Here is a 20,159-nt window from a genome sequence, read left to right as displayed (position 1 = left end):
CACATCCTGCCGTGTCTTGCTGCACGGCGGACGCCGGAACAGGTCCGGCATGACGGGTGGTGGCTGGGGTGAACGCGGCGCGCATCATTCGACGACCGTCAGCCCCTTGAGCTGCAACCGCCGCGCGTTGGTCAGCGCGGTCTTGCACTGGGCGATGATGAGGCCCTGCCGCGGATCGCCGGCATGCACCCCGCCCTCGACCGCGCAGGCGGTGTCGCGATAGCGGATCCACGCGCGCTGGCTTTCCAGCAGCGCCGCCGCATAGCCGAAGCCGCCGCCGCGCGTCTTGTTGAGCGCATCCTTGCCCTTCATGAAGGCGTTGGTGAGCTTCCACTGCGCCGCCATCTCGCCGTCCGCCTTCGCATAGTCCGCCAGCGCCGCCTTGGTGAGCGGGCCCGGAGTCGGCTTCGCAACCGGCGTCGGTGTCGCCCCGGGCTTGTGATCGGGCGCGGCGAGCGCGAGCAGCAGCAGCGAGATCATTCGGCCGCCACCGCATGTTCATGCGCGACGCCACAGGCCTTCGCCGCGCGCGCCGGCTCCTCGCCCTCCATCGCCTTCAACCCGAGCTTCGCGAACAAAACAGCGTCCGCGCTGTCGCCGCGGTTGCCGGTCGTCAGCAATTTGTCGCCGGTGAAGATCGAGTTGGCGCCCGCCATGAAGCACAGCGCCTGCGTCGCCTCGCTCATGCTCTCGCGGCCGGCGGACAGGCGCACCATGCTCATGGGCATGGTGATGCGCGCGACGGCCACCGTCCGCACGAACTCGATGTCGTCGATCTGCGCGAGCGGCGTATCGGCGAGCATGTCGCCCAGCACCGTGCCCTTCACGGGCACCAGCGCGTTGACCGGCACGCTCTCCGGGTGCCGCGGCAAGGTCGCCAGCGCATGGACGAAGCCGACGCGATCACCGCGCGTCTCGCCCATGCCGACGATGCCGCCGCAGCACACGTTGATCCCCGCCTCGCGAACATTCTCCAGCGTGTCGAGCCGGTCCTGGAAGGTGCGCGTGGTGATGACCTCGCCATATTTCTCCGGCGAGGTATCGATATTGTGATTGTAGTAATCGAGCCCCGCGTCGGCGAGCTGCTCCGCCTGCTTTGGCGTCAGCATGCCGAGCGTCATGCAGGTCTCCATGCCCATCTGGCGCACGCCCTTCACCATCTCGACGATGGCGGGCATGTCCTTGTCTTTGGGGTTGCGCCACGCGGCACCCATGCAGAACCGCTGCGATCCCGCATCCTTGGCCTGAGCCGCCGATTGCAGGACGGAACGCACGTCCATCAGCTTCGAGGCTTTCAGGTCGGTCTCGGCGCTGGCCGACTGGTTGCAATACCCGCAATCCTCCGGGCAGCCGCCGGTCTTGATCGACAGGAGCGTGCAGAGCTGCACCTCGCCGCTACGGTGATGCGCGCGATGCACGGTCTGCGCCTGAAACATCAGGTCATCGAAGGGGAGATCGAAGAGATCGGCGATCTCGGCGCGGGTCCAGTCGGTACGCATCACAGTTTCAAGGTTCCCATAAAGAGATAGACGAACACCCCGAGCCCCATCGACAGCAGGATCGGGGATGCGGTCCGGTACATATTGATATGACCGGTCAAAGGCTTGCCCTTGTAGCGCGCACCGACGATCTCGCCCGCGCCGCTGAACGACAGCAGCGCGGCAAAACCGATCACCAGCAGCGCCGTGATCAGCAGCGTGATGCCGCGGCCCTTTACCTGCGCCGCCAGCGCCAGCACGCCGCCCAGCGAGAACAGGCACAGCGACGTGAGGTGCTTGAAGTAATCGTAGAGCAGGGTCACGCCGTCTTCCGGCGGCCCCGGCTCGATCTCGGCATCCTCGATCATTCGGCGGCCTCTGCCTCGGGCGGCATGTTGTGGCCGAGCAGCTTGAGCACCTCGCCCGCCGCGTCGACGAGGTTGGTGCCCGGCCCGAAAATCCCCTGCACGCCCGCATCGCGCAGGATCTGGTAATCCTGCGCGGGGATGACCCCGCCCGCGATCACCTTGATGTCGCTGCGGCCCGCCTCGCGCAGGTGGCCGATCAGCTCGGGGATCAGCGTCTTGTGGCCCGCCGCCAGCGACGACGCGCCAACCACGTCGACATTCTCCTGGATCGCCATCGCCGCGGCTTCCTTGGGCGTCTGGAACAGCGGCCCCGCGACGATGTCGAAGCCGAGGTCGCCGAACGCCGAGCTCACGAGGTTGGCACCGCGATCGTGGCCGTCCTGCCCCATCTTGGCGACGAACATCTTGGGCTTGCGGCCCATCCGCCGGCCGATCGCGCCGACGCCATCGATCAGGCTGTCCCAGCGCGCATCGCCATCGTAAGCGCCGCCGTAGATGCCCTTCACCGGCGTCGGCTTGGTGCCGTAGCGGCCGAACACATCCTCCATCGCGAGGCTGATCTCGCCGAGCGTCGCGCGCTTGCGGGCACATTCCACCGCCAGTTCGAGCAGGTTCGCATCGCCCTTCGCGCCTTCGCGCAGCGCGTCGAGTGCTGCGACACACGCCGCCTCGTCGCGGCCCGCCTTCACCTTCTTGATGCGCGCGATCTGCGATTCCCGGACGGCGACGTTATCGACGTCGAGGATGTCGATCGGGTCTTCCTGCGCCAGCTTGAACTTGTTGACGCCGACGATCACCTCCTCGACGCGGTCGATGCGCGCGGCCTTGGCGGCGGCCGCCTCCTCGATCATCGCCTTGGGCCAGCCCGCCGCGACGGCCTTGGCCATGCCGCCTTCGGACTGGACGCGCTCGATGATCTCCCACGCCTTGTCGACCAGCTCTTTCGTCAGGCTCTCGATATAATAGGAGCCGCCGAGCGGATCGACGACCTTTGTCATTCCGGTCTCTTCCTGGATGACGATCTGCGTGTTGCGGGCGATGCGCGCCGAGAAATCGGTCGGCAGCGCGATCGCCTCGTCGAGCGCGTTGGTGTGGAGGCTCTGCGTGCCGCCCAGCATCGCTGCCATCGCCTCGATCGTGGTGCGCATGACGTTGTTGTACGGGTCTTGCTCGGTGAGCGAGACGCCCGACGTCTGGCAATGCGTGCGCAGCATCTTGCTGCGCTCGTCCTTCGCGCCGAGCTGCGTCATCGCGCGGTGCCACAGCACGCGCGCGGCGCGCAGCTTGGCGATCTCCATGAAGAAGTTCATGCCGATCGCGAAGAAGAACGACAGCCGCCCCGCGAACTTGTCGATGTCGAGGCCCGAGGCGACGCCGTATTTCACATATTCCATGCCGTCGGCGATGGTGAAGGCGAGCTCCTGGAGCTGCGTCGCCCCGGCTTCCTGCATGTGATAGCCGCTGATCGAGATGCTGTTGAACTTGGGCATCTCGCGGCTGGTATAACCGAAGATGTCCGAGATGATCCGCATGCTCGGCTCGGGCGGATAGATGTAGGTGTTGCGGACCATGAACTCCTTGAGGATGTCGTTCTGGATGGTCCCGTCGAGCAGTTTGCGGTCGACGCCCTGTTCCTCGCCCGCGACGATGAAGAAGGCGAGGATCGGGATCACCGCGCCGTTCATCGTCATCGACACGCTCATCTGATCGAGCGGGATGCCGTCGAACAGGATCTTCATGTCGTCGATCGTGTCGATCGCCACGCCCGCCTTGCCGACGTCGCCGGTCACGCGCGGATGGTCGCTGTCATAGCCGCGGTGCGTCGCGAGATCGAACGCGACCGACAGGCCCTTCTGCCCCGCCTTCAGGTTGCGGTGATAGAAAGCGTTCGATGCTTCGGCGGTCGAGAAGCCGGCATATTGCCGGATCGTCCAAGGCCGCCCCGCGTACATCGACGCACGCACCCCGCGCGTGAACGGCGCGAAACCGGGCAGGCCGGGATCCCACCCGTCGAGATCGGCCTCGGTATAGAGCGGCTTGACGTCGATCCCCTCCGGCGTCGGCCAGGTGAGATCCTGCCCCTTCACCTCCTTGGCGGCGGCGGTCTGCCAGTCTTCGAGTGTCTTGTCGGTCATGCGTTTTCTCTCGTGCTGCGGACCGCAGCGATCAGAATGTCGTCGTCGCGTACCAGATAACCGATCCGGTACTGGATCGCCGGTAGCGAAAGTTCACGGCTGCCATCGCGGCGGGGGCGGCCAAGGTACGGAAAATCGATCAACCGCTTCGCCCCATCGCGAAGTGCCACCTCGATGCGATCGGCAAGGTCGGGGCTGCGCTCCGCCAGAAAGTGCCAGATCCGATCCATGTCCGCTTCTGCCGCCCGCGACCAGTTCAGCTTCACGCCGCGCGCGCGGCAAGCCAACGCCTGCGGCGTTCGGCGGAGTGAGCCAGATAATCTTCATCGGAAATGACGCGACCGGCTTCGATATCCTCGAGTCCCGCACGCACCGCCTCGTCGAAGTCGCGCTCCAGATCGATCCGCGCACGCAGCGCCTCGGCCGCGACCTCGCCGACCGATTGCGCATGGTCGCTGGCGATCCCGCTCAGCGCGTCATGCTCGGCGCGGTCGATCTCGATCGTGATGCGAACCCGGTCGTCCATCAGTGCGGCCTCCTCGCGAGCGTCATACCACCAACGCTCACAGCGGGATATTGTCGTGCTTCTTCCACGGATTCTCGAGCGCCTTGTTGCGCAGCTTGCGCAAGCCCAGCGCGATCCGCCTGCGGGTTGAATGCGGCAGGATCACCTCGTCGATGAAGCCCTTGCTCGCCGCCACGAACGGATTGGCGAAGCGCGCCTCGTATTCCGCCGTCTTCTCGGCGATGCCGACCTCGTTTAGCCCGCGGAAGATGATCTCGACCGCGCCCTTCGCGCCCATCACCGCGATCTCGGCGGTCGGCCAGGCGTAGTTGAGGTCGCCGCGCAGATGCTTCGAGCTCATCACGTCATACGCGCCGCCATAGGCCTTGCGCGTGATGACGGTGATCTTGGGCACGGTCGCCTCGGCATAGGCGAACAGCAGTTTCGCGCCGTGCTTGATGATGCCCGAATGTTCCTGCCCGACGCCCGGCAGGAAGCCCGGCACGTCGACCAGCGTGATGATCGGGATCTCGAACGCATCGCAGAAGCGCACGAAACGCGCCGCCTTCTTCGACGAATTGATGTCGAGGCACCCCGCCAGCACCATCGGCTGGTTGGCGACGACGCCGACGGTCTTGCCCTCGACGCGGCCGAAGCCGGTGATGATGTTGCCCGCATGCGCCGGCTGCACCTCGAAGAAATCGCCCTCGTCGAGCACCTTCTTGATCAGTTCGTGCATGTCGTACGGCTGGTTGGCCGATGCCGGGATCAGCGTGTCGAGGCTCTCGTCGATCCGGTCCCACGGGTCCGCGCTCGGCCGCTCGGGCACCGGCGACTGGTTCGAGGACGGCAGGAAATCGATGAAGTCGCGCGCCGCGAGCAGCGTCTCGATATCGTCCTCCAGCGCGAGATCGGCGACCGACGACTTGGTGGTGTGCGTGATCGCGCCGCCCAGCGCCTCCTGCGTCACCACCTCGTTGGTGACGGTCTTCACCACGTCGGGCCCGGTCACGAACATATAGCTCGAATCCTTCACCATGAAGATGAAGTCGGTCATCGCCGGCGAGTACACCGCGCCGCCCGCGCAGGGCCCCATGATGAGCGAAAGCTGCGGCACCACGCCCGATGCCAGCACGTTGCGCTGGAACACCTCGGCATAACCGGCGAGCGAGGCCACGCCCTCCTGGATGCGCGCACCGCCCGAATCGTTGATGCCGATGACGGGGGCGCCGACCTTCATCGCCATGTCCATGATCTTGCAGATCTTGGTCGCATGCCGCTCCGACAGCGAACCGCCGAACACGGTGAAATCCTGCGAGAAGACGAACACCAGCCGGCCGTTGATCGTGCCCGATCCGGTGACGACGCCGTCGCCCGGCACGGTCTGCTCGGGCATGCCGAAATCGACGCAATTATGCTCGACGTACATATCGAGCTCCTCGAACGAGCCTTCGTCGAGCAGCACGTCGAGCCGCTCGCGTGCGGTCAGCTTGCCCTTGCTGTGCTGCGCGGCGACGCGCTTCTCCCCGCCGCCGGCCTTGGCTGCGGTGCGCTTGCGTTCGAGTTCGGCAATCGTGGACGACATAGGGCTCCCCTAATCTATGCGCCCTCTCTTCGCGGCGAAGCGGCCGCGCGCAACTGTGATCTTGCAAAGTTGCGAGGACAAGGTTTGCAAACTATGCTGTCGGGATGGCCGCAACCCCAACTCCGTTCGTGCTGAGCTTGTCGAAGCACCGTCCTTCTTTCGACCGCCGAGAAGTAGAGCAGCCCTTCGACAAGCTCAGGGCGAACGGTTGGAGGGTTTGTCTTTGATAGCGCCCACCAAACGCCTCTACGCCGGCCACGAACTGCGCACCCTGCGGACCCGCCTTTCGCTCACCCAGGCGGCGATGGCGCGGCGCATCGGCCTCTCGGTCAGCTATCTCTCGCAGATCGAGAGCGGCCACCGCCCCGTGCCGCCGCGCGTGCTGGCAGCACTCGCCGCCGAGCCCTGGGCACCGCGCGACGCCGACGACGAGACCCGCCTCGTCGCCGAGGCGCTGGAGGCCGCCTCCGACCCCGGCATCGCCGCCGAACCCATCGACGAGCCCGCCTTGCGCCGCGCCGCGCAGCAACAGCCGCGCCTCGCCCGCCGCCTCGTCGCCACGCACCAGGCCCTGCTGCGCGCGCAGGAGCAGCTCCGCATCCTCGACGACCAGCTCGATTCCTCGGCGAGCGCGACCGACAGCCTGCCGTGGAACGCGGTGCGCGACTGGTTCAACGACGCCAGCAACTATGTCGATGCGATCGATCGCCGCGCAGAGGCGCTCGCCGAGACCGGCGTGCCGCTGGAGGAACGCCTGCGCGCCGATTTCGGCGTGACCGTGACCTATGGCGCGGCCGGCGGCCTCGTCCGCGCCTACGATCCCGCCAGCGCCACGCTGCGCATCGACGGTGCGCAACCGCCCGAGACGATCCGCTTCGCCCTTGCCGACCGCTACATGCGCCTCGCCTGCGCCGATCTCGTCGCGGAGACGGTCGCCCATTCGGGCATGACCTCCGACCCCGCGCGCGACCTGCTTGCCGCCGGGCTCTACAATTACGCGGCGGGTGCCTTGCTGATGCCGTACGAGCCGTTCCGCGCCGCCGCCCGCACGACGCGCCACGATATCGACAAGCTGCGGCGGCAGTTCGGCACCAGCTTCGAACAGACCTGCCACCGCCTATCGACGCTGCAACGCCCCGGCGCGCTCGGCATCCCCTTCTTCTTCTGCCGCGTCGACATGGCGGGCAACATCACCAAGCGGCACTCGGCCACGCGCCTCAAGTTCGCGCGCTTCGGCGGGGCCTGCCCGCTGTGGATCGTCCACGAGGCGGTCGCGATCCCCGACCGCGTGCTGGTGCAGCTCGCCGAGACGCCCGACGGCGTGCGCTATATCTCGATCGCCAAGGGCCTGGTGAAGGCGTCGGAGGATTTCACCCGCCTGCCGCGCCGCTACGCGCTCGCGCTCGGCTGCGAGGCGAGCTTCGCGGCCGATTTCGTCTATGCCGACGCGCTCAGGACGGACGGTGCGGCGACGCCGATCGGCACCTCCTGCCGCATCTGCCCGCGCGGCGACTGCGACCAGCGCGCCTTCCCGCCCGCCGCCGGCCGCATCGTGGTGGACCGCGACCGCAGGGGCGCAGTGCCTTACGCGCTGGAATAATCTTAAAGCCCCTCCCCTTCAGGGGAGGGGTGGGGGTGGGGCCGTGCCGCGAACGCGCGCTTGAAAGCAAAGTGCAGGTCTCGGTGAGACTGAGACGCCCCACCCCCAACCCCTCCCCTGAAGGGGAGGGCCTCAAGAATGGGCCACCCCCGTCCTTGACCCCCAACCCGCCCCTCGCGCATAGCGGCGCGATGGACAAACCCGTCGAAGAACTGTCGTTCGAAGAAGCGCTTGGCGAGCTCGAGCGAATCGTGTCGCAGCTCGAAACCGGCTCCGCGCAGCTCGATCAGGCGATCGGCCTGTACGAACGCGGCGACCGGCTGCGCCGCCGCTGTGCCGAGCGGCTCGACGCCGCGCAGGCGCGGATCGAGGCGATCCGGCTCGATGCCGAAGGCCGCCCCACCGGCACCCAGCCGTTCGCGGCGGCGTGATGACGACGACGCTCGCCGCCCCGTCGCTCAAGGAAGCGCTCGCCGACGTCGCCGAGGATATCGACCGCCGCCTCGACGGGCTGCTCGCCGTCCCCGGCGATCCGCGCCGCGACCTGTACGAGGCGATGCGCCACGCCGCGATCGGCGGCGGCAAGCGCCTGCGCCCGCTGCTCGTCTACGCCACCGCGCGGCTGTTCGGCGTCGACCGCGACTGCGCGGGCCGCGTCGGCGTCGCGATCGAGTGCATCCACGTCTATTCGCTGATCCACGACGATCTGCCGGCGATGGACGACGACGACATGCGGCGCGGCAAGCCCACCGTCCACAAGGCCTATAGCGAGGCGACCGCGATCCTGGCGGGCGATTCGCTCCACGCCCTCGCCTTCGAAGTGCTCGCTGACGTCGACACCCACCCCGATCCGTTCGTGCGCGCCGAGCTCGTGCTCGATCTCGCGCGCGCGGCCGGCCCCGCCGGCATGGCGGGCGGCCAGATGATGGATCTGGAGGCGGAAAAGACTACCTTCGACCTGCCCACGATCACCCGCCTCCAGGCGCTGAAAACCGGCGCGCTGATCGCCAGCGCCGTCGAGATGGGCGCGATCCTTGGCAAGCTCTCGCCCGAGGGCCGCACCCCCTTGCGCGGCTACGCCCGCGATATCGGCCTCGCCTTCCAGATCGCCGACGACCTGCTCGACATCGAGGGCGATGAGGCGGCGGTCGGCAAGGCGCTGCGCAAGGACGGCGACGCGGGCAAGGAAACCTTCGTCTCGCTGCTCGGCCTCGAACGCGCGCGCGAACAGGCCCGCCTGCTCGTCGATCAGGCGATCGCCCATCTCAGCCACTACGGCCCCGAGGCCGATCTGCTGCGCGAGATCGCGCGCTTCATTCTCGAGAGGGATCGGTGATCCTTCGATACCCGTCTTCGACTTCACTCAGCCGCTACTCAGGACGAGCGGAGTGAAATAACAGCCGTTCGTCCTGAGTAGGCATTGAGCTTGTCGAAATGCCGTATCGAAGGACTTTTGGGGGCAATCCGAATGACCATCCGCACCGGCGTCTATCCCGGCACTTTCGATCCCGTCACGCTCGGGCACATGGACATCATCCGGCGCGGGGCGAAGCTCGTCGACCGGCTCGTCGTCGGCGTCACCACCAATGCTTCCAAATCGCCGATGTTCAGCCTCGAGGAGCGCATGGCGATGGTCCAGCGCGAGGTCGCCGGCATCGGCGGCGAGATTCATGTCGTCAGCTTCGATTCGCTGCTGATGGACTTCGCCGAGCGCGAGGGCGCGAAGGTCATCGTGCGCGGCCTGCGCGCCGTCGCCGATTTCGAATATGAATATCAGATGGCGGGCATGAACCAGCAGATCAATCCGCGCGTCGAGACCGTCTTCCTGATGGCCGACGTCGCGCTGCAACCGATCGCCAGCAAGCTCGTCAAGGAAATCGCCATCTACGGCGGCCCGATCGACCGCTTCGTAACGCCGGCCGTGGCGGCGGACGTGGGCAAGCGCGTGCGCGAAGTGGGCCTCAAGGGCACCCGATAACAGCCCGCGCGGGCACCCGATTTCTGCGGGCCTGAGCGTATCGCCTGCGCGCGTTCCGGCGCGGGCGCCGTCCGCGCGGCGTCTCCGCACGCAGTCAAGGTGCTGATCCAGCTTCGAAAATTCGCGACTCGCGCCGAATCTCTACAAATAGGCGGACAACTAAGTCTTTGATACCGCGTGAGTTAACTTTGACTCCCCGCCCATCTTATCATGTGGTATTGTGCGCTATACTTGATGAGGGGGAGATCGTCGGTGCCTGTTCCTGTCTATGGTCAAAAGTACCGCATGAGCTGCTGGGCGGCGTCGATGCGGATGATCCTCGCGTCGCGCCTGCGATTCGTGGATAGCGACGACGCAATCGCCGCGCCCACCAACGACCAGGCGTCGCTGCTGTCCGGGCTCAATCCCAACGCCACGGCGTCCCTGCGGAACTGGGGTTTTCGGACGCTCGCCCCGATGTGTTACACCGAATCCGGGTTCGCGACCCTCGTGCAATCGCGGGGTCCGCTGTGGGTGGCATGCGACGTGCGCTTTCCCGGCGCGTCGCGCTCCTCGCCGCACATCCGCGTCGTCACCGATGCGCTCACGATAAATGGGGCGCTGTTGCTCGGCGTCAACGATCCCGGCCCGGTCGGCGTCGGCAGCCGCTATCAGGAAACCTACGCCAATTTCTGCGCGAAGAACGAAATGCTCGGGTCGCAGGAACTGGGCGAACCGGCACCCGTCTATATCGCGCATCTGTAGCCGCCGCGATCGCCGCTGTCCTACACCCCGCCGATCTGCGATAGTCGCAGCCGGTCTTTCTTGTCGCCGGCGCACGCGATCGGTGCAATTTTGGAAACGATCGCGGGAGACAGTTTCCAATCAGGCGTCAATCGTGTCAACCAGGTGTGAACTTCGGCAGTCAACGCCCCGCCGCCACGTTCAGATTGGCGCAAGCCCGGATTTGCTCTAAGCCCCGCGCACCCTCCTGCCGTACCACGGGGAAATGATGCGTTTTCTTATCAGTCTGGTCGTGTTGCTCTCCGCCCTGGCCGGCGGCCCCGTTTACGCCAAGAAGAAGGAAGTCGTGCCGGTCGCGCCGCCGCGCCTCCCGCCCGCCTCCGTCACCGATCCTGAAAACCTCTGGTATCTCGATCTGTCGACCGGCGGCCGCGTCGTCATCTGGCTGCGGCCCGATGCCGCGCCGAAGATGGTCGATCGCGTCAAGACGCTGACGCGCCAGCATTTCTACGACGGCCTCGCCTTTCACCGCGTGATCGACGGCTTCATGGCGCAGGGCGGCGATCCCAAGGGCGACGGCACCGGCGGCTCGACGCTCCCCGATCTGCCCGCCGAGTTCAACTACCTGCCGCACGTGCGCGGCGCGGTCTCCGCCGCCCGCGCGGAGAAGGAGGACAGTGCCAACAGTCAGTTCTTCATCGTGTTCGATCCCAAGCTGAGCCTCGACAAGAAATACACGGTGTTCGGCCGCGTGATCGAGGGCATGCCCTTCGTCGATACGATCACCCGCGGGGAGCCGCCCGCCAACCCCTCGCGCATCCTGCACGCCTATATCGCGGCGGATCATCCGCCGGCGTACGTGCCCCCCGCACCTCCCACGCTTGCCCCGGCGGCGGCAGCCGCGCTTCTCGGGCCGGCCAAGCCCGCAGCGGTGGTGAAGCCCGCTCCGGCGGCGACGACGAAGAAGAAGGCGGCGAAGTAAGCCTTCCCCGTTCGGGCTGAGCTTGTCGAAGCCCTGCCTTTCCCTCGTGCCAAGAAGTACAGCCCTTCGACAAGCTCAGGGCGAACGGGGTCGGAAATAGGCTCAGCATGAACGTCGACCTGTTCGATTTCGACCTCCCGCCCGAGCGGATCGCATTGCGCCCGGCGAGCCCACGCGACGCGGCGCGGCTGCTCGTCCTCGACGGCGAGGAGACGCGCGACCTCGCCGTCACCGACCTGCCCGGCCAGCTCCGCGCGGGCGATCTGCTCGTCTTCAACGACACCCGCGTCATCCCCGCCCAGCTCGAGGGCACGCGCGGGGAGGCAAGGATCGGCGCCACCCTCCACAAACGCGAGGGGCCGCGCCGCTGGCGCGCCTTCATCCGCAACGCGCGCCGTATCCGCCCCGGCGAGGCGATCGATTTCGGCAGCGGCGTCTCCGCCATCGCCGACGATCGCGGCGCGGACGGCAGCTTCGCCCTCACCTTCCTCGGCGATGAGCCGGTCGAACTGCTGCTCGAACGCGCCGGCCGCATGCCGCTACCGCCCTATATCGCCTCCAAACGCCCCGCCGACGCCCGCGACCTCGACGATTACCAGACGATGTTCGCCGCGGAGAAAGGCGCCGTCGCCGCCCCCACCGCCGCGCTGCACTTCACCCCCGGCCTGATGGCCGCGCTCGACGCCGCCGGGATCGGCCACGCGACGCTGACGCTGCACGTCGGCGCGGGCACCTTCCTGCCGGTCAAGGCCGACGACACCGCCGATCACGCGATGCACGCCGAATGGGGCCGCATCGACGCCGCCACCGCCGCGCGCCTCAACGCGGTGCGCGCGAACGGCGGCCGCGTCATCGCGGTCGGCACCACCAGCCTGCGCCTGATCGAAAGCGCCACCGGTGCGGACGGCGTGATCCAGCCCTTCGAAGGCGACACCGCGATCTTCATCACGCCGGGCTACGCCTTCCGGGGCATTGACGGCCTGCTCACCAACTTCCACCTGCCGCGCTCGACCCTGTTCATGCTCGTGTCCGCGCTGATGGGGCTCGATCGCATGCAGGCCGCCTACGCCCACGCCATCGCCTCGGGCTACCGCTTCTACTCCTACGGCGACGCGAGCCTGCTGCTCCCTTGTAAGGCGTAGCAATCGCTGGCAGATCGCTCGCGCATTGTGGGGGATCGGGTCTAGTGAAAGTGGTGATCCTGGCGGGCGGCCTCGGCACGCGCATCGCCGAAGAAACGTCGGTCCGGCCCAAGCCGATGGTGGAGATCGGCGGGCGGCCGATCCTGTGGCACATCATGAAGCTCTACGCCCATGCCGGCCTCACCGACTTCGTCGTGTGCCTCGGCTACAAGGGCTATCTGATCAAGGAATATTTCGCCAACTACGCCCGCCATATGTCGGACATCACCGTCCACACCGCGACCGGCGAGATCCAGGTCCACCGCAACGAGGCCGAGGACTGGCGCATCTCGCTGATCGATACCGGCGAAGAGACGATGACCGGCGGCCGCCTGAAGCGTGCGCTCGCCCATGTCGATGACGATACCTTCTGCCTCACCTACGGCGACGGCGTCAGCGACGTCGACATCGCCGGCGGCATCGCCTTCCACAAGAGCCACGGCCGCAAGGCGACGGTGACGGCGGTGCGCCCGCTCAGCCGTTTCGGCCAGCTCATGCTCGACGGCACCGCCGTCACCGATTTCCGCGAGAAGCCGATCGAGGAAGGCGGCTGGATCAACGGCGGCTTCTTCGTGCTCGATCGCTCGGTCGGCGACTATATCGCCGGCGATGCGGTGACGTGGGAGTTCGAACCGATGGCGCGGCTCGCCACCGAGGGCAACCTCCAGGCCTATTTCCACAACGGCTTCTGGCAGCCGATGGATACGCTGCGCGACCGCCAGTTCCTCGAATCGCTCTGGGCCTCGAAGAAGGCCCCGTGGAAGCTCTGGGCGTAAGAGAGGGTCTATCCACGCGGGCGGCAAAGCGGCTATCGCGGCGCACGATGCCGGGCAGTCGATCTCACTGGAGCATGATTCGGGTGCCGCTCGCGCTCGCCACGGCGATGGCGTGCCCGGCCTTCGCCCAAACGCCGGCCCCCGCCCCCGTCGCGCCGACCATTGTCCCCGGCCAGCCGCTCGCGACGATCGTCGCCGAGCCGGTCGCGATGATGATCGCCGCCTGCGATGCCAACGGCGACGCGATCGTCTCCCGCGCTGAACTCACCGCCTGCCTCGCGCGCAGCTACGCCGCCGCCGACCCCGACAAGAAGGGGTCGATCGGATATATCGGCTATGCCGAATGGGCGCTGAAATGGCTCGGCGACCGCAATGCGCTGCCCAGCCCGTTCGAGGTCGACCGCGACGGCGACAACCGCATCACGCTGGCCGAACTCGAAGCGCGCTTCGACAGCATCTTCGCGCGGCTCGACAAGGACAAGGACGGCAACCTCACCCGCGCCGAACTGCTGACGATCCGCAGCGGCTTCGGCGGTGGCGACCGTCCCGGCGGCCCCGGCGGCAAGCGCGGGCGCAAATGACGGTGCAGGCCGCCATCGACGCCCCGCGCTACCAGCTCGCGATCTTCGATTTCGACGGGACGCTCGCCGACAGCGGCGACTGGTTCCTGTCGATCGCCGATCACCTCGCCGATCGCTTCAACTTCCGCCGCGTGCCGCCCGAGGACATCGACGCGCTGCGCGGCCGCACCACGCGCGAGGTGATCCGCCACCTCGGCATCTCGCGGTGGAAGCTGCCGCGCATCGGGCGCTACGTCCACGCGCTGCTCGCGACGCAGGTCGACAGGATCAAGCTGTTCGACGGCGTGATCGATCTCGTCACCGAATTGCGCGAGGCCGGCGTGCGCATCGCCGTCGTCACCTCGAATGCGGAGAACAACGCACGTGCGGTGCTCGGCCCGCTCGCCGATCATGTCGAGATGTTCGAATGCGGCGCGTCGCTGTTCGGCAAGGCCCCGCGCTATCGCAAGGTTCTGCGCAAGACCGGTGTCCCGCGCGATGCGGTCATCTCGATCGGCGACGAGACGCGCGACATCTCTGCGGCGCGCAAGGTCGGCATCGCGGCGGGCGCAGTGCTGTGGGGCTATGCCAATCGCGTCGCCCTGTCGAACTGCGCGCCGGACATCATGTTCGAGCGGCCTGAAGAGGTCCGCGACCATGTACTGGGTGTCGCCGTCGAATAGTTGACTCCGTCATATATTTACGCGACCTTCCACCGATGGAAACCACCCTCCAGTCGGTCCGCGCCTTCAATCGCTTCTATACGCGCTTCGTCGGCGTCCTCGACGAGGCGTTCCTCGGCACCCCGCTGTCGATCGCCGAGGCGCGCGTCCTGTGGGAGATCGCCAACCGCGACGGCACGCTCGCGACCGATCTGCAGGAGGCGCTCGGGCTCGATCCCGGCTACACCAGCCGCATCCTGCGCCGTTTCGAGAAGGAGGGCTGGATCGCGCGCGGCCGCGGCAGCGACGCGCGCCGCCGCCCTATCGCGCTGACGGAAGGCGGCCGCGCGGTGTTCGCCGATCTCGATGAGCGGCAGCGCGGCGTGATCGCGGAAAAACTCGCAAGCCTCGCCGCGCCGGACCGCGATGCGCTCGGCCACGCGCTCGACACCGCGCGCGGCCTGCTCGGCGACACGAAGCGCGGCTATACGATCCGCCCGCACCGCGCCGGCGACATGGGGATGATCACCGCGCGCCAGGCGATCCTCTATGCCGACGGCTATGACTGGGGGGCACCGATGGAGATCCTGCTCGGCGAGGTGACGAGCACGTTCCTGCGCGACCTGCAGCCCGAGCGCGAGGCATGCTGGATCGCCGAGAGCGGCGGCGCGATGGCGGGCTCGATCTTCTGCTGCGACGGCGGAGACGGGGTCGCCAAGCTGCGACTGCTGTATGTCGAACCATGGGCACGCGGCATGGGGATCGCCAACGACCTCGTCACTCGCTGCGTCGATTTCGCACGCGCGGCGGGCTACGGGAAGATGACGCTCTGGACGCACACCGTCCTCACCAGCGCGCGCCGCATCTACGCCGCCCACGGTTTCGAGATCGTCGCGACGGAAATCCACCACGATTTCGGTGAGCCGGTGCAGGGCGAGACGTGGGATCTGACGCTGCTGCAGCGGCGCGGTTCGGTTGACACGATTGACACCTGACCGGAAACTATAAGTAAGGATCGTTTCCGATTTTGCACCGATCCCCCGACACGCGACGGGCGTTTGCCGCGAGGGCGGGCACGGGAGTCTGGCTGTTCAAAGAGCGATGTACGCAAATATCATCCGCCGTGGGTGGAACGCGGACGTTGGAGGCTTCTGCTAGGAAGACCCTGTTACTGGCGCGCCCGCAGCGTGATTCCAAAAGTACGCGGATCGCTCGGCGTGCCGAGGATGAGCCCGGAATTGCCCGACTGGATCGTCACGTTCTGGATATAGTCGCGGTCGAACAGGTTGCGCGCGAACACCGCCACTTCCAACCCGTCGCGCAGCCGCAGGCCGAGGCTGGCGTTGACCAGCGTGTAAGCGGGGATGACGGTGTAGGCTGAGTCGGTCGGGTCGCCGTACATGCTGGTGCGCGCGACCATGTCGGCATGGAACAAAAGCGCCGCGCCGTTCCCGACCGGCTGCGCGTAATCGGTCCCCACCGTGATCGCCCATTTGGGGAGGCCCGACAGGCCCATACCGCTGAGGTTGCAGACCGTCGTACCGTTGGCGATCCGCTCGATCGGGCAGGAGCCGGTCGGATAGGACACGTATTTTCCGTCGGCATAGGCGACCGAGGCACGCAGCGAGAAGGTGCTGGTGATCTGCGCGTTCGCGTCCGCCTCGAAGCCGAGCACGCGCACTTCCGGGATGTTGGCGAGATATGTGCGCAGCGCGGCAGCGGCACCTGTGTCGGTGACGTTGGCCTGGAAATCGGTGACCTTGGTGTAGAAGCCGTCGATGTTGAAGGTCAGCCGCTTGTCGAAAAGCTGAGTCTTGATGCCGGCCTCGTACGCGGTGTTTTCCTCCGGCTTGATGACGATCTTGTCGAGCGCGGTCGGCGGCAGGCCCGACATATTGATGCCGCCCGATTTCGCGCCGCGGGCATAGCTGACATAGCCGAGCACCTCGTCGCTGAACTGGTAGGAGATATTGGCGCGGCCCGTCAGCGCGCCGCCCCTTACCGCGCCGGAATAGCTCTGGTCGCGCAGGATGCCCTGCTTGGCGGCGTTGAGCGCGGCGTTGGTCGTGGAGAGGCCGCCGAAGGTGAACAGGCTGTAGCTGCCGCGCTTGTCCTCGTACGTGTAGCGCAGGCCACCGGTCAGCGTCAGGCCGGCGAGCGGCCGCCAATTGACCTCGCCGAACGCGGCATAGCTGTTCGACTGGAAATCGGTCCGGCCGTCCGACGAGAAGCCGTCGAGCAGGTTGGACGGGACGGCGACGGCGGGCGTGCCCGTGGTCGGCCCGATCAGCCAATATGCGGCGAGCGGGCCATAGACCGAGATCGGCCGGCCGATGATGCGCTGACGGAAGAAATAGAGGCCGCCGACATAGCTGAACGGCCCGTCGCCGTTGGAGGCGAGGCGCAGCTCCTGGCTGAACTGGTCCTGCCGCGACGGAATGTGCTGCGTGATCTGGATCGGCAGGCCGGTATAGTCGCGGTCGTTGGCCGCATCCCAGTTCCAGAAGCGCCACGCCGAAACCGAAGTGAGCGTTGCGCCGCCGAGCGTCCAGTCGGCGATCGCGGATACCCCGCCCTCATTGGTGTTCGCGCCGACCGCCGCGTCGATATCGGTCAGGCGATCATAGGGATTGAGGCTCGGCGGCGTGTACGGGCCGCCGGGCACGTTCGCTGCCAGCGCCGCATATTGCCGCGCCGCCGATTTGAGCGTCGGCGCGACGCGCAGATAGACCTGCGTGCAGCACTGGCTCTCGAAATTGGTGAAGTCCGCCGTCACGCGCAGGCTGAAATCCGCGTTCGGCGTGAACAGCAATTGCCCGCGCACCGCCTGATTGCCGATGTCGTTGGGCTTGTCGCCGGTGCGCACGTTGGTGATGACGCCGTCGCGCCGCGTTACCACGCCTGACAGTCGGAACGCCACCGTGTCGCCGATCAGCGCGCCGGTTGCCGAAGCCTTGGCCTGCACGAAATTATAGTTGCCGTAGCTGAACTCCTCGGTCGCCTCGCGCGTGAAGCTGGGCGCGCGCGTGGTGATGTTGATCGCGCCGGCGGTGCTGTTCTTGCCGAACAAGGTGCCCTGCGGCCCGCGCAGCACCTCGATCTGCTGGACGTCGCTGAAATCGAACGCGGCGGTCGCCGGGCGGCCGTGATAGACCTGATCGACATAGAAGCCGACGCCGCTCTCCAGCCCGTCATTGGCCTGGCTGACCGCGACGACGCTTGAGCCGAGGCCACGGATCGTGAAGGCGGTATTGCGCGGGTTGGCCGAGCTGTAATTGAGCGCGGGCACCAACTGCGTCAGCTGCTGCGTGTTCACGGTATACGACCGGTCGAGCAGATCGCCGCCGACGACGCTCAGCGAGCCGGGGATCTTTTGCGCATTCTCCGGGCGGCGGCGGGCGGTGACGATGACCTCGCCGGTGTCCTCCACCGTCCCGGCCTCGGATGCCGCAGCCGCATCCGCCGCCGCCGGCTTCGCAGGCGCGGCCTGGGCCTGTGCTGCGTTGAGCATGGTCAGGAATGCCGCCGACGACAGCAGAAACGAAATGCGCATCAACCCCGAAATCCCCGCTTTGTCGTGTTCGATATATTCCATCATATACATCGCAGTGCGGCCGACGCCAGCGGCGGCGCAACGACCGTGCCCTAGCGGGTGGGTTTTGGCGGCAGCGGCGTGTCCCGCACCTGCGACAGAAGGCCGGTGTAAGCCGGATCGCTCGTGAGCGCGGCAGCGGCGCGGCTCTCGAGCGCGCGGAAGTCGTTCAGGACGCTGCGGCCGGCTTCGGTCAGTTTCGCGCCGCGATCGGCATTGCCGCCCTTTTGCGTTTCGATCAGCTTGTTTTCGAAACAGCGGTTCATTTCGTCGGCAAGCAACCAGATGCGCCGATAGCTCATGCCCAGGGCGCGGCCGGCGGCTGAGATCGACCCCTCACGGTCGATCGCTTCCAGAACCTCGGCCTTGCCGGGTCCAATCGCGAACACGTCCCCGCAAACAAGCTGGAGTTTCAACTTGAGGCGATTGACGCGCATTGCCGCTTACCGTCACGTGATAGTGCCATTGCGGGAGTGTGCGCGGAAAGGTGCGGGCTCGCAATCACCAGGCACCCGAAATGGTCGCGACCGGCGATTGTCCGCTATGGGTCGCTGGCGGACGCTACGAAGGCATCCCTCGCATCGACCGGAAACCTCGTCTCCGATTCCCTCGGGCACCGAATCCCGCTAACGGCAGCCGATGACCTCGCGTTTCCAGTTCACCATCTCCGCCACCGACGGCAAGGCGCGCACCGGCACGATCGCCATGAAGCGCGGCGAGATCCGCACCCCCGCCTTCATGCCGGTCGGCACCGCCGCCACCGTCAAGGCGATGAAGCCCGCCGACGTCCGCAAGGGCGGCGCCGACATCATCCTCGGCAACACCTATCACCTCATGCTCCGTCCTAGCGCGGAGCGGGTCGCGCGGTTGGGGGGCCTGCACCACTTCATGCAGTGGGACCGCCCGATCCTGACCGACAGCGGCGGCTATCAGGTGATGAGCCTGTCCGACCTCACCAAGCGCGACGAGAACGGCGTCACCTTCAAGAGCCACCTCGACGGCACGCGCCATACGCTCAGCCCGGAGCGTTCGATCGAGATCCAGCGACTGCTCGGCTCGGACATCGTCATGGCCTTCGACGAGCTGGTGCCGACCACCTCGACGCCCGAGGTGCAGGCGGCGGCGATGGCGCGCTCGATGCGCTGGGCGAAGCGCAGCCGCGAAGCCTTCGACGGCGGTGGCGAGCATGCGGAGAACGCCGCGATCTTCGGCATCCAGCAGGGCGCGCTCGACCAGACTCTCCGGGGCGACAGCGCGGCGGCGCTGATCGATATCGGCTTCGACGGCTATGCGATCGGCGGCCTCGCGGTCGGCGAGGGGCAGGAGGCGATGTTCGGCTGCCTCGACTTCGCGCCGGATCAACTCCCCGAGGACAAACCACGCTACCTGATGGGCGTCGGCAAGCCCGACGACATCGTCGGCGCGGTCGAGCGCGGGGTCGATATGTTCGATTGCGTGCTGCCCACCCGCAGCGGCCGCACCGGCCAGGCCTTCACGCGCGAAGGGCCGATCAACCTGCGCAACGCGAAGTTCGGTGAGGACACCGCGCCGCTCGATCCCGCCTGCGGCTGCCCGGCCTGCACGACGTGGAGCCGCGCCTATATCCACCATCTCGTCCGCGCCGGTGAAATTCTCGGCGCTATGTTGATGACGGAACACAATCTTTGCTTCTATCAGGATTTGATGGCCGATCTTCGCGCGGCAATTTCGGACGGACGGCTCACATCGTTCGCCGAAGCGTTCAGATCGGCATATGCCGGCGTTGGCAAGGTGTGATCGGCGGCCGCCGATCGGGAGAGGGTGAGATGAGCGACGAGATCAACGAAATCGAGGAAGCCGCGCGCGACGCGAAGCGGGTGCGCGATGCCGCCGCCAAGTCCAAGCCCGATCCCAAAGGCGATCACTGGCCGATCGCGCAGGTCGCGATCGGCGTAGGCGTGGGATCGGCTGCGATCGCGGCGGCATTCCTGTTCGCGAACCGCGGGAAAAAATGATCATATGGGGCGGCGATTGACCGCCCCGCCGATCCGCGAC

22 protein-coding genes are annotated in these 20,159 nt (G+C 66.9%); 13 read left to right on the top strand and 9 right to left on the bottom strand.

All coding sequences use genetic code 11. The features are described 5' to 3' along the window. Positions 1–84: 84 nt before the first annotated feature. Genes Q5H94_RS17410 through Q5H94_RS17380 form a run of 7 tightly spaced genes read right to left on the bottom strand, consistent with a single transcriptional unit; the run spans position 85 to position 6,071 of the window. A complete protein-coding gene (locus tag Q5H94_RS17410) occupies positions 85–480 on the bottom strand; it encodes a lysozyme inhibitor LprI family protein (RefSeq protein WP_304562575.1) in 396 nt (131 codons plus the stop codon). Continuing rightward, positions 477–1,499, bottom strand: a complete 1,023-nt coding sequence (gene bioB / locus Q5H94_RS17405; protein WP_304562574.1) for a biotin synthase BioB — start codon at positions 1,497–1,499, stop codon at positions 477–479. The genes Q5H94_RS17410 and bioB overlap by 4 nt, the downstream gene beginning before the upstream one ends. After that, positions 1,499–1,846 (bottom strand): hypothetical protein, encoded by a 348-nt coding sequence (locus Q5H94_RS17400; RefSeq protein WP_304562573.1) that lies wholly within the window; start codon positions 1,844–1,846, stop codon positions 1,499–1,501. The genes bioB and Q5H94_RS17400 overlap by 1 nt, the downstream gene beginning before the upstream one ends. Then, the gene (scpA, locus tag Q5H94_RS17395; RefSeq protein ID WP_304562572.1) at positions 1,843–3,981 is read right to left on the bottom strand and encodes a methylmalonyl-CoA mutase; all 2,139 of its coding nucleotides are present in this window, start codon (positions 3,979–3,981) and stop codon (positions 1,843–1,845) included. Before scpA ends, Q5H94_RS17400 begins: the two co-directional genes overlap by 4 nt. Further along, on the bottom strand, positions 3,978–4,247 hold the full coding sequence (locus Q5H94_RS17390; RefSeq protein WP_304562570.1) for a type II toxin-antitoxin system RelE/ParE family toxin: 270 nt from the start codon (positions 4,245–4,247) through the stop codon (positions 3,978–3,980). The genes scpA and Q5H94_RS17390 overlap by 4 nt, the downstream gene beginning before the upstream one ends. Continuing rightward, on the bottom strand, positions 4,244–4,507 hold the full coding sequence (locus tag Q5H94_RS17385) for a hypothetical protein (protein ID WP_304562569.1): 264 nt from the start codon (positions 4,505–4,507) through the stop codon (positions 4,244–4,246). Before Q5H94_RS17385 ends, Q5H94_RS17390 begins: the two co-directional genes overlap by 4 nt. A 37-nt stretch (positions 4,508–4,544) precedes the next feature. Continuing rightward, on the bottom strand, positions 4,545–6,071 hold the full coding sequence (locus Q5H94_RS17380; RefSeq protein WP_304562568.1) for an acyl-CoA carboxylase subunit beta: 1,527 nt from the start codon (positions 6,069–6,071) through the stop codon (positions 4,545–4,547). Positions 6,072–6,288: 217 nt separating this feature from the next. Here Q5H94_RS17380 and Q5H94_RS17375 point away from each other — a divergent pair, with 217 nt between their 5' ends. From Q5H94_RS17375 to Q5H94_RS17325, 11 genes are all read left to right on the top strand, one after another. Beyond that, a complete protein-coding gene (locus tag Q5H94_RS17375; RefSeq protein WP_431312188.1) occupies positions 6,289–7,671 on the top strand; it encodes a helix-turn-helix domain-containing protein in 1,383 nt (460 codons plus the stop codon). A gap of 191 nt (positions 7,672–7,862) precedes the next feature. Next, complete coding sequence (locus Q5H94_RS17370; RefSeq protein ID WP_304562566.1) at positions 7,863–8,102, top strand: exodeoxyribonuclease VII small subunit; 240 nt, start codon at positions 7,863–7,865, stop codon at positions 8,100–8,102. Beyond that, a complete protein-coding gene (locus Q5H94_RS17365) occupies positions 8,102–9,007 on the top strand; it encodes a polyprenyl synthetase family protein (RefSeq protein WP_304562565.1) in 906 nt (301 codons plus the stop codon). The genes Q5H94_RS17370 and Q5H94_RS17365 overlap by 1 nt, the downstream gene beginning before the upstream one ends. Positions 9,008–9,139: 132 nt before the next feature. After that, positions 9,140–9,649 (top strand): pantetheine-phosphate adenylyltransferase, encoded by a 510-nt coding sequence (coaD, locus tag Q5H94_RS17360; RefSeq protein WP_304562564.1) that lies wholly within the window; start codon positions 9,140–9,142, stop codon positions 9,647–9,649. Between the two features lie 252 nt (positions 9,650–9,901). Further along, complete coding sequence (locus Q5H94_RS17355) at positions 9,902–10,393, top strand: papain-like cysteine protease family protein (RefSeq protein WP_304562563.1); 492 nt, start codon at positions 9,902–9,904, stop codon at positions 10,391–10,393. A gap of 247 nt (positions 10,394–10,640) precedes the next feature. Then, the gene (locus tag Q5H94_RS17350) at positions 10,641–11,354 is read left to right on the top strand and encodes a peptidylprolyl isomerase (protein WP_304562562.1); all 714 of its coding nucleotides are present in this window, start codon (positions 10,641–10,643) and stop codon (positions 11,352–11,354) included. A 107-nt stretch (positions 11,355–11,461) separates the two neighbouring features. After that, a complete protein-coding gene (gene queA, locus Q5H94_RS17345) occupies positions 11,462–12,496 on the top strand; it encodes a tRNA preQ1(34) S-adenosylmethionine ribosyltransferase-isomerase QueA (protein WP_304562561.1) in 1,035 nt (344 codons plus the stop codon). 44 nt (positions 12,497–12,540) lie between these two features. Continuing rightward, entirely contained in the window at positions 12,541–13,311 is a 771-nt protein-coding gene (rfbF, locus tag Q5H94_RS17340) for a glucose-1-phosphate cytidylyltransferase (RefSeq protein WP_304562560.1), read from the top strand. Between the two features lie 74 nt (positions 13,312–13,385). Further along, entirely contained in the window at positions 13,386–13,892 is a 507-nt protein-coding gene (locus Q5H94_RS17335; protein ID WP_304562559.1) for an EF-hand domain-containing protein, read from the top strand. Beyond that, a complete protein-coding gene (locus Q5H94_RS17330) occupies positions 13,889–14,554 on the top strand; it encodes an HAD hydrolase-like protein (RefSeq protein ID WP_304562558.1) in 666 nt (221 codons plus the stop codon). The genes Q5H94_RS17335 and Q5H94_RS17330 overlap by 4 nt, the downstream gene beginning before the upstream one ends. Positions 14,555–14,589: 35 nt before the next feature. Continuing rightward, on the top strand, positions 14,590–15,528 hold the full coding sequence (locus Q5H94_RS17325) for a bifunctional helix-turn-helix transcriptional regulator/GNAT family N-acetyltransferase (RefSeq protein WP_304562557.1): 939 nt from the start codon (positions 14,590–14,592) through the stop codon (positions 15,526–15,528). A gap of 173 nt (positions 15,529–15,701) precedes the next feature. Here Q5H94_RS17325 and Q5H94_RS17320 read toward each other — a convergent pair whose 3' ends face one another. Together Q5H94_RS17320 and Q5H94_RS17315 are read right to left on the bottom strand one after the other, a co-directional pair. Next, positions 15,702–18,086 (bottom strand): TonB-dependent receptor, encoded by a 2,385-nt coding sequence (locus Q5H94_RS17320; RefSeq protein ID WP_304562556.1) that lies wholly within the window; start codon positions 18,084–18,086, stop codon positions 15,702–15,704. Between the two features lie 92 nt (positions 18,087–18,178). Next, positions 18,179–18,562, bottom strand: coding sequence for a winged helix-turn-helix domain-containing protein (locus Q5H94_RS17315; RefSeq protein WP_304562555.1), 384 nt, complete (start codon positions 18,560–18,562; stop codon positions 18,179–18,181). Positions 18,563–18,764: 202 nt separating this feature from the next. Here Q5H94_RS17315 and tgt point away from each other — a divergent pair, with 202 nt between their 5' ends. Further along, a complete protein-coding gene (tgt, locus tag Q5H94_RS17310) occupies positions 18,765–19,901 on the top strand; it encodes a tRNA guanosine(34) transglycosylase Tgt (protein WP_304562554.1) in 1,137 nt (378 codons plus the stop codon). Between the two features lie 29 nt (positions 19,902–19,930). Next, positions 19,931–20,119, top strand: coding sequence for a hypothetical protein (locus Q5H94_RS17305; RefSeq protein WP_304562553.1), 189 nt, complete (start codon positions 19,931–19,933; stop codon positions 20,117–20,119). The last annotated feature ends 40 nt before the right edge of the window (positions 20,120–20,159 follow it).

The sequence above is a fragment of the Sphingomonas immobilis genome, from assembly GCF_030580995.1.
GTDB lineage: Bacteria > Pseudomonadota > Alphaproteobacteria > Sphingomonadales > Sphingomonadaceae > Sphingomonas > Sphingomonas immobilis.
Note: the sequence above shows the minus strand (reverse complement) of the source record. Positions and strands in the feature narration are given on the sequence as shown.

Bases quoted from the DNA above. Each gene is read 5' to 3' on its own strand.
- Q5H94_RS17335 (WP_304562559.1), top strand. From the start codon at position 13,386: ATGATTCGGGTGCCGCTCGCGCTCGCCACGGCGATGGCGTGCCCGGCC.
- Q5H94_RS17400 (WP_304562573.1), bottom strand. From the start codon at position 1,846: ATGATCGAGGATGCCGAGATCGAGCCGGGGCCGCCGGAAGACGGCGTG.
- Q5H94_RS17325 (WP_304562557.1), top strand. From the start codon at position 14,590: ATGGAAACCACCCTCCAGTCGGTCCGCGCCTTCAATCGCTTCTATACG.
- coaD (WP_304562564.1), top strand. From the start codon at position 9,140: ATGACCATCCGCACCGGCGTCTATCCCGGCACTTTCGATCCCGTCACG.
- tgt (WP_304562554.1), top strand. From the start codon at position 18,765: ATGACCTCGCGTTTCCAGTTCACCATCTCCGCCACCGACGGCAAGGCG.
- Q5H94_RS17330 (WP_304562558.1), top strand. From the start codon at position 13,889: ATGACGGTGCAGGCCGCCATCGACGCCCCGCGCTACCAGCTCGCGATC.
- bioB (WP_304562574.1), bottom strand. From the start codon at position 1,499: ATGCGTACCGACTGGACCCGCGCCGAGATCGCCGATCTCTTCGATCTC.
- Q5H94_RS17365 (WP_304562565.1), top strand. From the start codon at position 8,102: ATGACGACGACGCTCGCCGCCCCGTCGCTCAAGGAAGCGCTCGCCGAC.
- queA (WP_304562561.1), top strand. From the start codon at position 11,462: ATGAACGTCGACCTGTTCGATTTCGACCTCCCGCCCGAGCGGATCGCA.
- Q5H94_RS17370 (WP_304562566.1), top strand. From the start codon at position 7,863: ATGGACAAACCCGTCGAAGAACTGTCGTTCGAAGAAGCGCTTGGCGAG.
- Q5H94_RS17385 (WP_304562569.1), bottom strand. From the start codon at position 4,507: ATGGACGACCGGGTTCGCATCACGATCGAGATCGACCGCGCCGAGCAT.
- Q5H94_RS17305 (WP_304562553.1), top strand. From the start codon at position 19,931: ATGAGCGACGAGATCAACGAAATCGAGGAAGCCGCGCGCGACGCGAAG.
- Q5H94_RS17315 (WP_304562555.1), bottom strand. From the start codon at position 18,562: ATGCGCGTCAATCGCCTCAAGTTGAAACTCCAGCTTGTTTGCGGGGAC.
- Q5H94_RS17350 (WP_304562562.1), top strand. From the start codon at position 10,641: ATGCGTTTTCTTATCAGTCTGGTCGTGTTGCTCTCCGCCCTGGCCGGC.
- scpA (WP_304562572.1), bottom strand. From the start codon at position 3,981: ATGACCGACAAGACACTCGAAGACTGGCAGACCGCCGCCGCCAAGGAG.
- Q5H94_RS17380 (WP_304562568.1), bottom strand. From the start codon at position 6,071: ATGTCGTCCACGATTGCCGAACTCGAACGCAAGCGCACCGCAGCCAAG.
- Q5H94_RS17320 (WP_304562556.1), bottom strand. From the start codon at position 18,086: ATGCGCATTTCGTTTCTGCTGTCGTCGGCGGCATTCCTGACCATGCTC.
- Q5H94_RS17410 (WP_304562575.1), bottom strand. From the start codon at position 480: ATGATCTCGCTGCTGCTGCTCGCGCTCGCCGCGCCCGATCACAAGCCC.